Source organism: Marinomonas sp. SBI8L (assembly GCF_001624705.1).
Classification (GTDB): domain Bacteria; phylum Pseudomonadota; class Gammaproteobacteria; order Pseudomonadales; family Marinomonadaceae; genus Marinomonas.
In genome coordinates this window covers 112,856-126,774 of sequence record NZ_JSEO01000001.1, presented here as the reverse complement: position 1 = coordinate 126,774, position 13,919 = coordinate 112,856, and the positions used below count along the sequence as shown (strand labels likewise).

The 13,919-nt window shown below is 44.1% G+C and carries 11 protein-coding genes; 1 reads left to right on the top strand and 10 read right to left on the bottom strand.

The genetic code is table 11. The features are described from left to right. Positions 1 to 40: 40 nt before the first annotated feature. The 10 genes from OA91_RS00560 to OA91_RS00515 form a co-directional block, all read right to left on the bottom strand. A complete protein-coding gene (locus tag OA91_RS00560; RefSeq protein ID WP_063338490.1) occupies positions 41 to 1,429 on the bottom strand; it encodes an ABC transporter ATP-binding protein in 1,389 nt (462 codons plus the stop codon). Beyond that, a complete protein-coding gene (locus OA91_RS00555) occupies positions 1,429 to 2,232 on the bottom strand; it encodes an ABC transporter permease (RefSeq protein WP_063338491.1) in 804 nt (267 codons plus the stop codon). Before OA91_RS00555 ends, OA91_RS00560 begins: the two co-directional genes overlap by 1 nt. Further along, positions 2,232 to 3,194, bottom strand: a complete 963-nt coding sequence (locus OA91_RS00550; RefSeq protein WP_046016195.1) for an ABC transporter permease — start codon at positions 3,192 to 3,194, stop codon at positions 2,232 to 2,234. Before OA91_RS00550 ends, OA91_RS00555 begins: the two co-directional genes overlap by 1 nt. A 36-nt stretch (positions 3,195 to 3,230) precedes the next feature. Further along, positions 3,231 to 4,745, bottom strand: a complete 1,515-nt coding sequence (locus tag OA91_RS00545) for an ABC transporter substrate-binding protein (RefSeq protein ID WP_063338492.1) — start codon at positions 4,743 to 4,745, stop codon at positions 3,231 to 3,233. A gap of 413 nt (positions 4,746 to 5,158) precedes the next feature. Further along, positions 5,159 to 5,935 carry a hypothetical protein gene (locus tag OA91_RS00540; protein WP_063338493.1) on the bottom strand — a complete coding sequence of 259 codons (777 nt, stop codon included), beginning with the start codon at positions 5,933 to 5,935 and terminating at the stop codon, positions 5,159 to 5,161. After that, positions 5,925 to 7,151: an electron transfer flavoprotein subunit alpha/FixB family protein gene (locus OA91_RS00535; RefSeq protein WP_063338494.1), complete on the bottom strand. Its 1,227-nt coding sequence runs from the start codon at positions 7,149 to 7,151 to the stop codon at positions 5,925 to 5,927. Before OA91_RS00535 ends, OA91_RS00540 begins: the two co-directional genes overlap by 11 nt. Continuing rightward, positions 7,151 to 9,133: a (Fe-S)-binding protein gene (locus OA91_RS00530; RefSeq protein ID WP_063338495.1), complete on the bottom strand. Its 1,983-nt coding sequence runs from the start codon at positions 9,131 to 9,133 to the stop codon at positions 7,151 to 7,153. Before OA91_RS00530 ends, OA91_RS00535 begins: the two co-directional genes overlap by 1 nt. Positions 9,134 to 9,285: 152 nt before the next feature. After that, on the bottom strand, positions 9,286 to 11,343 hold the full coding sequence (locus OA91_RS00525; protein WP_063338496.1) for an NADH:flavin oxidoreductase: 2,058 nt from the start codon (positions 11,341 to 11,343) through the stop codon (positions 9,286 to 9,288). Positions 11,344 to 11,478: 135 nt separating this feature from the next. Continuing rightward, positions 11,479 to 12,021: a 4-vinyl reductase gene (locus OA91_RS00520; RefSeq protein WP_063338497.1), complete on the bottom strand. Its 543-nt coding sequence runs from the start codon at positions 12,019 to 12,021 to the stop codon at positions 11,479 to 11,481. Continuing rightward, positions 12,021 to 12,995 (bottom strand): dipeptidase, encoded by a 975-nt coding sequence (locus tag OA91_RS00515; RefSeq protein ID WP_063338587.1) that lies wholly within the window; start codon positions 12,993 to 12,995, stop codon positions 12,021 to 12,023. The genes OA91_RS00520 and OA91_RS00515 overlap by 1 nt, the downstream gene beginning before the upstream one ends. A 443-nt stretch (positions 12,996 to 13,438) precedes the next feature. On the opposite strand from OA91_RS00515, the gene OA91_RS00510 reads away from it, so the two are divergent. Further along, positions 13,439 to 13,891: a hypothetical protein gene (locus OA91_RS00510; protein WP_063338498.1), complete on the top strand. Its 453-nt coding sequence runs from the start codon at positions 13,439 to 13,441 to the stop codon at positions 13,889 to 13,891. The last annotated feature ends 28 nt before the right edge of the window (positions 13,892 to 13,919 follow it).

The following is a 13,919-nucleotide window of genomic DNA, read 5'->3' as shown; positions in this document are numbered from 1 at the left end:
TTTTTTTATACTCATTGCTTCAACTAAAGCGCCAGAATAATTACAAGGTAATCAATTCATCACAAACACTGCTTAGTAAGGCCTTATCATGGCTCACAATCATAATGGCGACGTCACTGTGTTTTACCACATTGACTAGCGCTTCAATGACAGCTTTTTGAGTTAACATATCAAGACGTGAAGTCGGCTCATCAGCAAAAATAAATGTGGGGTCGAGTAACATCACACGGACAATTGCTAAGCGCTGTAACTCCCCCCCTGAGACTTGATCAGGGTTACGGTCAATTAGACTCTCATCCAGTCGCAACTCGGCAAGTAACCCTGTTAGCTTATCTTGGCCGATGTGATATTTTTTCATTAGATCATTGAAGCTGGTTCTTAAAGGAACATGAGCAGAAAACACATCCGTTGGGTCCTGGAAGAGTTTTTGTGCTTTATGTTTCTCGTTATTTTTATGTGCCCACTCGATTGTACCGCTGTCGCTTGGTAGTAGGCCTAATAGCATATCTCCCAGTGTGCTTTTTCCACAGCCACTGTCGCCACTGACACCAATAATTTGCCCCGGATGTAAGCTAAGTGATACATCGCTGAAAAGTGCTTTTCCACCTCGGCTTTTACTGAGGTTTTTCGCATTTACTATGGATGGATCCTTGTTGCTTTTTGCCTCTCTTTTTGGCCAGCGACGTGGATCGGCATCAATAAGCTCTTGTGTATAGGGATGAGCAGGATGGCTGAGAACCTGCTGGCTCTCTCCCACTTCTATGACGTCGCCTTTACGCATAATCATCACGCGGCCACCAAGCTGATGGGCAACGTCAATGTCATGGGTGATCGTAAAGACACCTTCATTTTTTTCAATGAGTGAGCGCAATTGCTTGGCGATATCATCACGACGATTAGCGTCCAACCCTTTGGTTGGCTCATCAGCAACAGTGAAGGTTGCTCCGCCTGAACGTGATGCTAAAAACGCAACCCTTTGTGCCATACCGCCAGATAACTCAAATGGGTATTTATGTGTGGCATGGGGCAGTTTAACGCATTCAAAATCATGGGAGGCTTGAGCGGTTGCGTCACTCGAGTTTAAACCTTTAACTATCTGATAGCCTTCTTTAACCTGCTTGATCGCATGCATAGTAGGGTCTAACGAGCGAGTCGGCTCCTGTGGGAGAACACAGATGGTTTTCCCCCATAAGGCATTACGGTCGTCAGCAGATAGGGTGTGAATGGCTTGATCGTGTAAGTAAATCTCACCTTCAGCGATTAGGCCTTCAGGTAGATTATTGGCGATGGCTTGAGCCAATAAGGTTTTACCTGAACCGGTTTCACCGACAATGGTCAGTGCTTCGCCTGCAACTAATTCAAATGATACTGGGTTAACGATCATGTTCCCATCAAGCGTCTTAACGCTTAGATTCTTTACAACGAGCATTATTTTTTCTTCCCAATCATTAGATTTAATCCTAGAACTAATATAAATAAAGCAATTATTGGCTGTAGTATGATCCAGGGTGCTTCGTAGTAATAAGGCATGAGTTCAATCATCATGAGGCCTAATTCTGCACGGGGTGGTTTTACACCAACGTTAATAAAACCAAGGGATGCGACGGATAAAACAGTGGTTGCCAAGGTAAAAGCCGCCAAACGTAAGATAATCGGACGCAACTCTGGGAAATAGTGCCTCTGTAGTAAATACCATGGCGTGAATCCCAATAACTGAGAGGCGGCGACTGCATCACGGTTAGCGATAATCATGGATTGCGCTCGCACGACACGATACATTTCGATACTGGCAATCAAAGAGACACCCAAAAAGAGTGGCCATAATTTCCCTGGTGCAATCGTTGCGAACAGCAATATAAATAACAATCCAGGAACAGCCAAAAATAAATTGGAAATTAAATTTAAGACTTTATCCGCTGTTTTTGGGTATTGCGCGGACAGAACGCCCATTAGCGTGCCGAACCCAGTGGCAAAAAAGGTACTGATCAAAGCGATACCAAGAGACACTTGCAGCGCAGAGGCCAAGCGCAACCACATGTCACGTCCCAGATGGTCAGTACCAAACCAGTGTTCAGCACTTGGCGCTTGGAGTGTATCCATCAAAGATTGATCATGTGGACTACCCGCAACAAGCAAGGGTGCGACTAAGGCAAAAATACAAGGCACTATGAAGAGTAAAAGTCCGATTTTTTGTTTGAAAGAAAGTAGGCTAAAAGAGGTAATGATATTCATTATGACTTACCTCCTTCACGTGGATCGAGCAGCAGTACGGCGATATCCACTAATGCATTCATCGCTACAAAAATTAATCCCATTGCCACTGCAGCACCTTGAACGATAGGAATATCCCTTGCAAAGATGGCATGCACTAAACTGTGGCCAATACCCGGCCATGCAAATAAGGTTTCAATCACCACAACGCCTTCAACAATCGTAATAAACTGAATGCCTAAAAAGGCCACGACGGGGACGAGCAAATTACGCCAACCATGACGTTGGAATGTTTGCGCATCCGATAAACCTTTAATGCGCGAAAACAAAAAGTATGTCGAGTTACGTACGCCTAGTGTGCTATCTCTCACTACTTGCACAGAGACGGCAGCAAGCCCTAACGCCAATGTCAAAGTAGGTAAAATTAAGTAGGAAAAATCACCATGTCCGGCAGCAGGCAGCAGTTTCATCTGCACCGCAAACAACATGACTAATAAAATACCAATCACAAAATTCGGTACGGATTTTAATGACACGCTACAAAATAACAGAGTCTTGTCGAACCAAGAATTCGGGTGTTTTGCAGCCAAGACGCCCAAAGGTACGGCAATAAAAACCGATAACACAATACTCGCACCGGCAAGTGTTAATGAATGGCCCAAAGTGTGCCCAACTTCTTCAATGACAGGGGAGCCACTGACTAATGAGTTACCGAAGTTGAAGGTTAAGCTATCGCCTAACCATTCGACCAATCGAACCCATAAACTGCGGTCTAACCCTAATTCGCGCGCAACGCTTTCAGCTGTGCTCGAATCCATCAAATCAATGCCATAGCGCCCACCTGCAATGCGATAAGCCATGTTTCCACCTAAGCCTTGTGCTGCAAAAAAGCACACAATGCCGACGAAAAGCGCGACAAAAACAGCTTGGATGGACCGCCAAGCGAGAATGTTGAGTAGAGTGTTAACGGTTTGTCTTTTCATACTGAGTTCAGTCTTTTCCTTTAATCTAAATGGGCGTTATTTCACTAACTCAATTTCATTTAAGCGGTATGTCGTATCGAAAGGATCAAGAGAAACTCCTTTTAGGTTTTTTGATACAACAACAGATTGCTTATACCAAATGACAGGAATGACAGGCAGTTCTTCTTGAATGGCACGGGTTACCAAGGCACGGTTAGCATCAGCTGCATCATCGGTATTATCTAATTTAAGCGCGTCCAATGCTTTGGCAACCGCTTCATTTTCCCAGTTCATTGCACCCCAATCCGCACCACCACGGCCAAAATCGCTGGCGATGTTGTTAAGTGGTGATTGTACGGTTGCGTAGTTACGTGACATTAGCGCGACTTCTAACGTACCGTCTTGGTGGCCACCCGGTACTTCTGTATAGCTGCCGATAGAAATGTCCATTTTAATACCAATTTTTTTGAATTGATCTTGGATCGCATTAGCGATTAATGGCAGTTCAGGGCGGTCAGAGTAGGTTCTCATTGTGATTTCGAAAACTTTGCCGTCTTTTTCAGCATAGCCTTCACCATTAAAGGTAAAACCGGCTTTTTCTAACAAGGCTTTGGCGTTATCAGCGTTGTATTGAAAAGGTTCTAAATCTGTGTTGTGCCATTGTGAAAGGCTTGGTGGTAACAGTTGCGTCGTTTTGATTTCAGGTGAACGAAGCAAAGAGGCTGCAATACCATTTCGGTTGATGGCTTGGCTCATGGCTTGACGAACGTTTATATCCTGCATGAAGGGGTGCTTATGGTTTACTTTTATGGTGATAACACGTGGCAACATGATACTCATCACATCGAGTTTCGGATTGTGCTTCAAACGGCTAATGCTGGCTGCATCAAGACTGTATGCGATAATGGAAGGCTTGCTTTCAGCCATCAATGCGCGAGTTACGCTACGAGATGCCGCAATGTATTCAATTTCATCAATGCTGGCTTTTTCTCCCCAATAATCGTCTTTTTTAACAATACTCAAACGCTGTGGCGGAGTGAACTCTTTAACATTAAATGGACCTGTACCAACCACCTGATTGACATCACCATCTTTGTCATACGCTTTAGGTGATAAAATCATCGTAGTATGGTGTCCTAATGCTGCGGGCAGCAAGGTATAAGGTTTTTCTAAGGTAAAGACGACAGAGTTATTCTTGCTCTGCATAGAAAGAATTGGCACGCCTTTCAAAGGGCCCGGTTTCTCTTTAGCTACTTCTAGGGCATGGATTACCGCATCCGCAGTAAGGGCTTCACCATCACTGAATGTGACATTGTTGCGTAAAGTAAAAGTCCACACCTTTTTATCATCACTGACAGACCAGTCAGTAGCAAGTTGAGGCTTCAGTCCTCCTGCTTTATTGATGCTAACTAATGTTTCTGTTATCCCCATACGTGTGAATGCATAACCGCCAACGGTTGGATCCTTGGATTTAAGCTCCCATGGGGAAGTAATGGTTATAGTTTGTGCCTGTAAAGACAAAGCAGCGCCTGCCAAAGCGGCAATGATCAAGGATTTCTTTAAATATTTCATAGAGGTATTTGCTCTTGGATCAACGAAGGGGAATGTAATTTCTAGAAAAAGCGTTATGATATAACATAGCATTAATGCCTGTAAGACTTTTTTCTGTATTTGTATGTAATTATGAGGGGTTATAGCCGATGTTTTATTACAAAAAAATCAATAATCAAAACGTTTTGAATGGTCTAAAATCAGTAATATGAGTAAATTTAACGAAACTGGATTTTTGTTTGAGGTGTTTTCTAGTCGGTCCTCTCGCCCCAATGTGTATATGAAATGCCTGAAATTTAGGGAGAGATTTGTAACTTAATCCTTACTCTAATGACTATGTTTTGACATAAAAAGACCCCCAATAATTGGATGTCCAACTATTGGGGGTCAGTTTAAACGTTAGGTTTTTTATCTATGAAGAGCGGGCTAAAACTTTAATTTGTTTTTACTAAGCCTTCTTCTTTTAATAGCTTCAAAATCGCTTCTGCCCCTTCTTGGCTAGTCTTAGGCTCAATTACCTGACCGCCTTTAGCTTGAGACACTGTTGCTGCTTTAAAGCGATCAGCAGCGGTTTTCGCTTTGATCTTCTTCATACGTTTAGGCTTTTTACGGGCATCCTCAAAGTTAAAATTCGCCGCATCGGTATCGGCTTCATTATAACCTTGTAGCTTACCCACTTCGGCACGCATAGCTGCGCCATAGGCGGTTTGTCTGGCTTCAGGTGCACTCTCATCTATGATGAGAATACAAGGTGGCTTAACACTTAATGCGCGTCTTGCCCCCCTTGGTAAAGCTTGAGTGATATTCAGCCCTGTTTCTGTTTGCTCCACTTCACAAACTTGGTTAATCACAGGTAGGTCCAATGATTTTCCGAGTAAGTAGGGCAGCATGCCTGAGCTTTCGCCTCTTTCAGCTTGGCTACCTGTGAGTATGATATCGCTCTTAGTTTGTTTGAAATAAGCGCTAAGAGCAGCCACTGGATCAGAGCTCTGTTCTATCTCAAGGATGCAGACAGGCGCAATAGACATGCCTGCAAAAGATTTAAGTGCATCTGCATCTTGGTAGTTACCAGCATGTAAGCCAAGGCATTGGCCTAGCTTTGCGGCGAGTTCAAAGGCTTTAGCGTCTTGCTCTGCACGACGTGTTCGACCAGAAAGCGGGTGTTTACCTAAAGAGAGAAGCGTATGTGTCGTTAGTTGACTAAGCGGCATGTGATTCTCCCTCGCTAACTTCTTGGGCTTGCACTAGTTCAACTAGGGCGTTAAGAATATCAGTACTGTCTGCAATGATGCTCAAATCGGCACGTTTAATCATGTCACATTTGGTATTGGTATTAATGGCAATGACCTTATCTACCTGAGAGATACCTTGAAGGTGCTGTACCGCACCTGAAATCCCCACGGCAATATAGACACGAGCGCTGACCCAAATACCAGATGCACCCACTTGGCGATGTCTTGGCATAAAGCCATCATCCACTGCCACACGGCTTGCGCCTTCGGTTGCTCCCAAGATGCTTGCTGCTTGATGGAAAGTATCCCAGTCGCGAATACCATTACCACCAGAGAGAATAAATGGTGCAACAGAAAGGCTAATATCAGCAGGGTTAACCGCTAACATGCCAAGGTCATTAATTAAGGCTTTAGCAGAAACGGCTAATTCAAGCTCATCCAGAGTGCTGGCAGCATGTTGTGTTTCGTCAATCGGATCAGCGACCTCGGCATCAAGCAACATAACTTTACTTAATGTTTTGGTAAGATCTTGGGTGCCAGCAGAAGCACGACAAATAATGCTGTCTTCTAGTGGCTTCCAGCCGTGAGTCACAGGGCGAGAGTCCAGCTCAGCCGCAAAACGACGGCCTAGATCTGCACCACCATCAATAGAATCTGGGAATAAGAAATGGGTAACATCAAGAGATTGCTCAATTTGTACCAGAGCTTGAATACGGGCTTCTGGCGAGAAACCTTGGTAGATATCGTCATTTAATTCTAATAAACGATCCACGCCAGCATCTTGCCAACCTGATTCTTTATGTTCTCCAAACGCAATGGCAATAACCGCGGTATTTTCATCCGCTAAGGTATGGGCATAACCCAATACATCTTTATCGTGTGACGATAAACGCCCAGCAGCAAGATCAGGTAGTACCACGATATAACGGGTCGGTGACTCAATAATATGTTTTGGCTTTTGCTCTTCAATCTGCATCTGGCTGACAACATTGCCAGAAGCCTGATTGAGGTTAGCACGGTCAATACGCTTGATACCGTTTGGCCCCATAAAGCCCACTTTGTGAGGGTCTTTACGAATAATGCCATTGGGTCCCATAGAGATAGCCGTCGCAGTTAGCTCCAAATGCCTTGGGTGTAATCGATTACGTTTAATACGCTCTAAATGCGGATCAACGCGTTTAACATGATTAGCCATTAATGAACCTCCGCAGGAGTTTGTTTATTAGATTCAGCAGCATCTTGTATCACTAACTGCTCCACTAATAACTCAGCAATGTCTTTAATTTCTGGCCTAGGTGTCACCACACCTTCTAGCATGAGTGCACATTGAGGGCAGGCAACCGCGACTATCTCAGCGCCAGTGGCATTCGCATCATCGATACGCATATCAGGGATACGTTTCTCACCTGGAATATCAGTAATAGGGGCTGCGCCACCACCGCCACAACAGCGTGAACGGAAATTACTTCGCTCCATCTCAACGAAATCTGCACCCATAGACTTAAGTAGTGATCTTGGGGCTTCAAATTCGCCATTATAACGGCCAAGGTAACACGGATCGTGATAGGTCACTTTGCCGCGTAAATCATCTTTTAAGTGTAGACGACCAGACTCGCTTAGTTCGTTCATAAAGGTGGTATGGTGCAAGACTTTATATTGACCACCCAATTCACCATACTCATTGCCAATAACATGGAAAGAGTGTGGGTCTGCGGTAACTATCATATCAAAGTGATATTGACGCAATGTAGCAATATTGGCATTAGCAAGACGCTGGAAAGTGGCTTCATCGCCTAAACGGCGGGCTAAATCACCTGAATCTTTCTCTTCATTGCCCAATACAGCAAACTCAACATTAGCAGAGCGTAATAATTTCACGACGGCTCTTAATGTACGTTGACCACGCATATCAAAGGCGGCATCACCCATCCATAATAAAACTTGTGTACGTTTAACGTCTTTCATTAGCGGTAGGTTTTGGTCAGCCGCCCAGTTCATTCTATGGGTTGGGTTATAACCATTCGGGTTATCTGTGGCAATCAAGTTGTCGATAACCTGTGTACCTTGTCCAGGTGTTTGACCTTTTTCTAAGGTTAAGAAGCGGCGCATATCAACAATGGCGTCCACATGCTCGATGAACATAGGGCATTCTTCAACGCAAGCGCGACAAGTAGTACAAGACCAAAGCGTTTCAGGTTCGATCAGACCATTGACGATAGGCTGGTGCATATCCCCTTTATGATCTTTAACTTCAACTCCTTGGTTTTCTGGATAAGGAGAACCATAGTAGTTCGCTTCTGTCGTGGCATCCTGCGCATGGCTCATGCCGATCACAATATCTTGAATGACTTTTTTCGGATTTAGCGGCTGACCTGCTGCAAAAGCAGGGCACATAGATTCGCAGCGACCGCATTGCACGCAGGCATCAAAGCCTAATAACTGGTTCCATTTAAAGTCAGCAGGCATTTCAACACCGAGTTTGGCGTCTTTATCTACCATAGGGCGATTCAGGTCTAAGGCTTTAAGGCCTGTTGAACGACCGCCATTGAATCTGTCTTGGCGTGGGTGAAACCCTAAATGCAGCGCACCGGCAAAGGCGTGCTTCATTGGGCCGCCCCAAGTCATGCCAAATAGCATTTCAGTTAATCCCATAAAGCTAAAGGCTGAAAGGATCACAACAAGCACCCAACCAAAAGCATCCGCAGAAATCACACCGGAAGCAGGTAAGGTCAGGATGAAAAAGCTTAGAGAGAAGCTAATTAAGCTTTTAGGTAAACGCATCCAAGGCCCTTTAGATAAGCGGCTTGGAGGATTAATACGACGTTTAGCAACAAAACACGCACCGACAAACATCATCGCAAGGGAAGCGAGTAAAAGCTTGCCTAAAATCTCTGGTGCAAGGCCAAAGACATACACAAGAATAATAAGCACCATGGATAAAACAAAACCGCCTGCGGTGGCAACATGGGTATTACTTATGTATTTATCACGCTCCACCACATGGTGAAGGTCATTAAGGTAACGAGGAATAATGGCTTTTATCGCAGGGAAAAAAGCAACAGGATTGTCTTGTCCTTGACGCCACATATTAACGCGTCGAATGGCACCAATTACCCATAAACTTAGGGTTAGGACAACCAAAAAGGGTAGTAATGAAGGTAATAGCGAATTTAGCATGCTAACTCATCCATCTAAAGAAAAGGGCCTATAAATGTAAGATCTAGGCTCAATTTAGCTGTGTTAAAACTTCCCCTAAACTGAGTAGCAATCTAGAGGAAGGGAGTTAAAGCTGTGTTAAGGTGCTCACCTAAGTGAGCACCTAGTAGGCTTTAGATTTCTTTACATAAACGTAATGCGTCATAGATAGCCGCGTGTGTATTTCGCTGTGACACACAGTCACCAATACGGAATAACACCATGCCATCAGCATTTTTAATGGCAGGCTGAAGCTTGCCTTCATAAAGAGCTTCGATGTCCATCTGACCTTTGTTGATAGAGTCTGCTTTAAGCTCGTAGTAAAGCACTTCGTTTGGACGCACACCGTTTTCAACAACAACTTGGTCAATTAAGCGTTCTTCCTGTTGACCTGTGTATTCGTTTTCAAGCAGCGCCACCAACTTGTCACCTTCGCGGTAAACTTTTTCAAGAATCATATCCGAGGTCATGATGACTTCTTTTTGATACAAGCTTCTGTAGTAAGTCGGGAAGGTCGTACCACCGATACCCACACCAGGTTTAGTATCGTCAGTAACAAGCTCAACTTTCGCGCCATTGCTTGATAGGTAATCAGCCGCAGACATACCTGAGAATTCACAGATAGTATCGTAAACCAAGACGTTTTCGCCCGGTGCAACTGTACCATTTAGGATATCCCAAGAGCTGACAACTAACCCTTCAGCCGCACCCCAATGAGGGTTTTGCTCAAGGAAAGGTGTACCCCCAGTTGCCAAGATAACAAGGTCCGCATTCATATCACGAATCATGGCTGCATCGGCTGCTGTATCCAGTTTTAGATCTACCCCAAGGCGAGCTAATTCAAGTGCAAACCAACGCGTGATACCTGCAATCTGGTCACGTTGTGGCGCTTTCGCTGCGATCGTGATCTGGCCACCTAGTTCTGGTGCTCTTTCAATAAGAGTCACCTTGTGTCCGCGTTCAGCCAGCACACGTGCTGCTTCCATACCCGCAGGACCACCACCGACTACAACCGCATTTTGAATTTTGCCTGTAGTCTTTTCAAATAGGTGAGGCATATCCATGTGTTCACGGGAGGTTGCCGCGTTCTGGATACAAAGTACGTCCAAGCCTTGATACTGACGGTCGATACAATAGTTAGCACCCACACATTGACGGATTTGGTCAACTTGGTTCATCTTGATTTTGGCAATCAAGTGAGGGTCAGCAATGTGAGCACGTGTCATACCGACAAAGTCCACATAACCTGCATCGAGAATACGCTCAGCTTGGTTTGGATCTTTAATGTTTTGGGCGTGGATAACCGGCACATCAACAATTTCTTTAATGCCAGCAGCCAAGTGTAGGAATGGCTCAGGCGGGTAGCTCATGTTAGGAATAACGTTAGCCAAGGTGTTGTGAGTATCACAACCAGAACCGACAACACCAAAGAAATCAACAAGACCTGTGTCATTGTAGTATTTCGCAATCTCTTTCATGTCGTCTTGGTTAAGACCATCTGGGTGGAATTCATCACCACAGATACGTAAGCCAACAACAAAGTCAGGACCCACTTCTTCACGGACAGCTTTAAGCACTTCCATACCAAAACGCATACGGTTTTCGAAACTACCACCCCATTGGTCGTCCCTTTGGTTAACACGAGGAGACCAGAATTGGTCAATCAAGTGTTGGTGTACAGCCGATAATTCGACCCCGTCTAAACCGCCTTCTTTGGCACGACGAGCGGCTTGTGCATAGTCTTTGATGATGCGATGAATTTCTTCTTCTTCGATGACTTTACAAGTAGCACGGTGAACAGGTTCACGAATACCAGAAGGTGAAAGCAGGTTAGACCAGTTACCACCATCCCAACGAGAGCGACGGCCCATGTGGGTAATTTGAATCATGATACGGCCACCGTGCTTATGCACAGCATCCGCTAAATTTTGGAAATGGGGAATAATACGATCGGTAGATAGGTTAACCGAGCTCCACCATCCTTGAGGACTATCAATGGAAACCACACTGGAACCACCACAAATACACAGACCACAGCCACCTTTGGCTTTTTCTTCATAGTATTTAACATAACGGTCGGTTGTCATACCGCCATCAGTTGCATAAACCTCAGCGTGGGCGGTACTGACAATTCGGTTACGAATGGTCAATTTATTAATGTTTAGTGGTTGAAAAAGGGATTCATAAGCCATGTGTACTGTCCTCAAACAAATCGGGCGGACTTTATTCTGTGTCCGCCTCAGTGACTCGTTATATTTATAATAGTAAGTAGATTCGTCAGTGAAATCTTAAATTAGCTAAAACGGCCACCTAGATGGCCATCCAATTTATAGGGGAGTAACTTCAAATAGACCAAACTCAATGCCTTCTTCGGCCGCACACTGGGTTTGAACCGCTTGAGTTTTCACTTTATAGCCTAAGCTTTGTGCAATCTGATCCATGGCACCGGCAAACCAGCCTGTGAACATGTAATCAACTTTACGGTTAACTTGGCCCATTTGTAGAACAAACGCAGAGTGATCAAGACGAACAGTACAAGTACCCGCTTCTAGATCGATTGACTGAGTTGTAAATATGCCCCAACCACGTTGAGAAAGACGTTTCATGTAGTGTTCGAATACATCAACACCACTGATACCGTGACACTCAGCTTCTTTTTCACACCAGTAGTAAGCTGATTTATAGCCTGCTTTATATAGCACTTGTGCGTAAACTTCTGCGCCTAACTCTTCTTCAATACCCATGTGGTTATTGATGAAGAAATGACGAGGCACATACAGCATAGGTAGTGCGTCGGTTGTCCATACGCCAGTTTCGTCGTTAACTTCGATTGGCATTTCTGGTGCGTGAGTACCTGGTTTTTGTGACATTATTTTTCTCCCCATACATCTGCAAGAACGTTGACCCAGTTTTGGCCCATGATTTTTTCAACTTTAGAATCTGACCAGCCGCGTGCACTTAGGGCGTCAGTTAGGTTAGGGAATTCGCCAATGGTGCGAATACCAAGTGGATTAACGATTTCGCCAAAACGAGTTAGGCGACGAGCATAGCCCTTGTCGTGTGTTAACCACTCAAAGAATTGTTGGTCTTGTCCTTGAGTAAAGTCAGTACCGATACCAACACTGTCTTCACCACATAGATTTACGACGTATTCGATTGCTTCTACATAGTCATGAACTGTGGCGTGGATACCCGCTTTAAGGAAAGGTGTGAACATGGTAACGCCAACAAAGCCGCCGTGATCGGCAATGAATTTAAGCTCTTCATCAGACTTGTTACGTGGATGCTCTTTCAAGCCAGAAGGTAGGCAGTGTGAGTAACAAACAGGTTTCTTAGAGGCTAGAATGACTTCTTCAGAGGTTTTGCTACCTACGTGAGATAGGTCACACATCACACCAACACGGTTCATTTCGGCAACGATTTCATGGCCGAAACCTGATAAACCGCCATCTCTTTCATAACAACCAGTACCCACAAGGTTCTGAGTGTTATAAGCCATTTGCACGATACCCACACCTAGCTTTTTGAAGATTTCCACATAACCAATTTGATCTTCAAATGCGTGAGCGTTTTGGAAACCGTAGATGATGCCTGTTTTACCAAGCTCTTTCGCCTTTAAAATGTCCTTTGTGGAATGAACTTGCATCACCAAATCATTACTTTCTTCGATGAGGTTGTTCATCTTAACCAAATTATTAACCGTACCTTGAAATCCTTCCCAAACTGACACCGTGCAGTTAGCAGCGGTTAGGCCACCTTTATGCATGTCTTCGAATAGCTCCCTGTTAACTTTAGCGATAACAAGTCCATCAATAATAATAGAATCCTTGTGTAAGCTGCTCATAAAAGTCTCCGGTTGTAATTTGCTTGTGATGCAAGAGTGTTTGACCTGTGACAAACAAAGCTCAGTTGCATCTTCTTTAGATTGCATCAGTCTGCCACTGCACCTTAATGGTGATCTGCTTAAAAACGACAGAGCTTATCTCGCTTGCGTCAGTACTCATGAATTTGCGTCAATGCCTTATAAAGAGCGGGTTCTAGGTGAGATGGGTTCTTATTTGGTAGGTTTACTGGGTTTAATAAGGGGCCTTTTTTGCCCATTAGCGTCCTATTTTTGTGTGTTTTCAGTTTGTTTCTTGGGCATTTATTATTGGAAAAGAGATGCGGTAGATTTATGTTTGTCGTTTATAGGTATATGGAGGGCGCTAATCAAACTTGTCTCTATATTAGCGGTGACTTGTTTAGTATTATTCCAACCCTGTATTTTGAATAATTTAGGAAAGCCTCTTGTTACTTTCTTCCCATGATACGGATGAAGATTCTCGACTTACTGCGAAAAAACCGATTTTGTTATGTGCTTATATTGTCTTTTTTTCACTGATGATTTGTCATTGCTTCGTCGCTATCTTGATACACAGCTTTGATGTGATGCCACGTAATTTTGCCAATCAAGCATTTTTTACTAATACCAGCTTCTTAGTAAAGTTTATTGGCAATATCTCCTTAGCTAGCTTGGTGCTAATTTCTTTATATCAGATGAAGCAAAGTGCCATTTTTTGGTGTTTAACCTTGCTGGTTTTTGATATGAGCTCCATTGTGTTTTGGATATTCACTCAAAACTGGTTAGATGTGGCCGGTAGCCTAGGTGTGACTATTGTCAGTATTGTTTGGGGTGGTTGTTTGACCTGTACTATTTACCTTAAGTATTTAAAGAAGCGGGGGAAACTGCTTCAAACATAAACTTTTTAGGTCTCACCTTTTTGGATTA

Excerpts from the sequence above, each read along its gene's own strand:
- OA91_RS00545 (WP_063338492.1), bottom strand. The coding sequence starts at position 4,745 with ATGAAATATTTAAAGAAATCCTTGATCATTGCCGCTTTGGCAGGCGCT.
- OA91_RS00525 (WP_063338496.1), bottom strand. The coding sequence starts at position 11,343 with ATGGCTTATGAATCCCTTTTTCAACCACTAAACATTAATAAATTGACC.
- OA91_RS00540 (WP_063338493.1), bottom strand. The coding sequence starts at position 5,935 with ATGCCGCTTAGTCAACTAACGACACATACGCTTCTCTCTTTAGGTAAA.
- OA91_RS00515 (WP_063338587.1), bottom strand. The coding sequence starts at position 12,995 with ATGAGCAGCTTACACAAGGATTCTATTATTATTGATGGACTTGTTATC.
- OA91_RS00520 (WP_063338497.1), bottom strand. The coding sequence starts at position 12,021 with ATGTCACAAAAACCAGGTACTCACGCACCAGAAATGCCAATCGAAGTT.
- OA91_RS00555 (WP_063338491.1), bottom strand. The coding sequence starts at position 2,232 with ATGAATATCATTACCTCTTTTAGCCTACTTTCTTTCAAACAAAAAATC.
- OA91_RS00535 (WP_063338494.1), bottom strand. The coding sequence starts at position 7,151 with ATGGCTAATCATGTTAAACGCGTTGATCCGCATTTAGAGCGTATTAAA.
- OA91_RS00560 (WP_063338490.1), bottom strand. The coding sequence starts at position 1,429 with ATGCTCGTTGTAAAGAATCTAAGCGTTAAGACGCTTGATGGGAACATG.
- OA91_RS00530 (WP_063338495.1), bottom strand. The coding sequence starts at position 9,133 with ATGCTAAATTCGCTATTACCTTCATTACTACCCTTTTTGGTTGTCCTA.
- OA91_RS00550 (WP_046016195.1), bottom strand. The coding sequence starts at position 3,194 with ATGAAAAGACAAACCGTTAACACTCTACTCAACATTCTCGCTTGGCGG.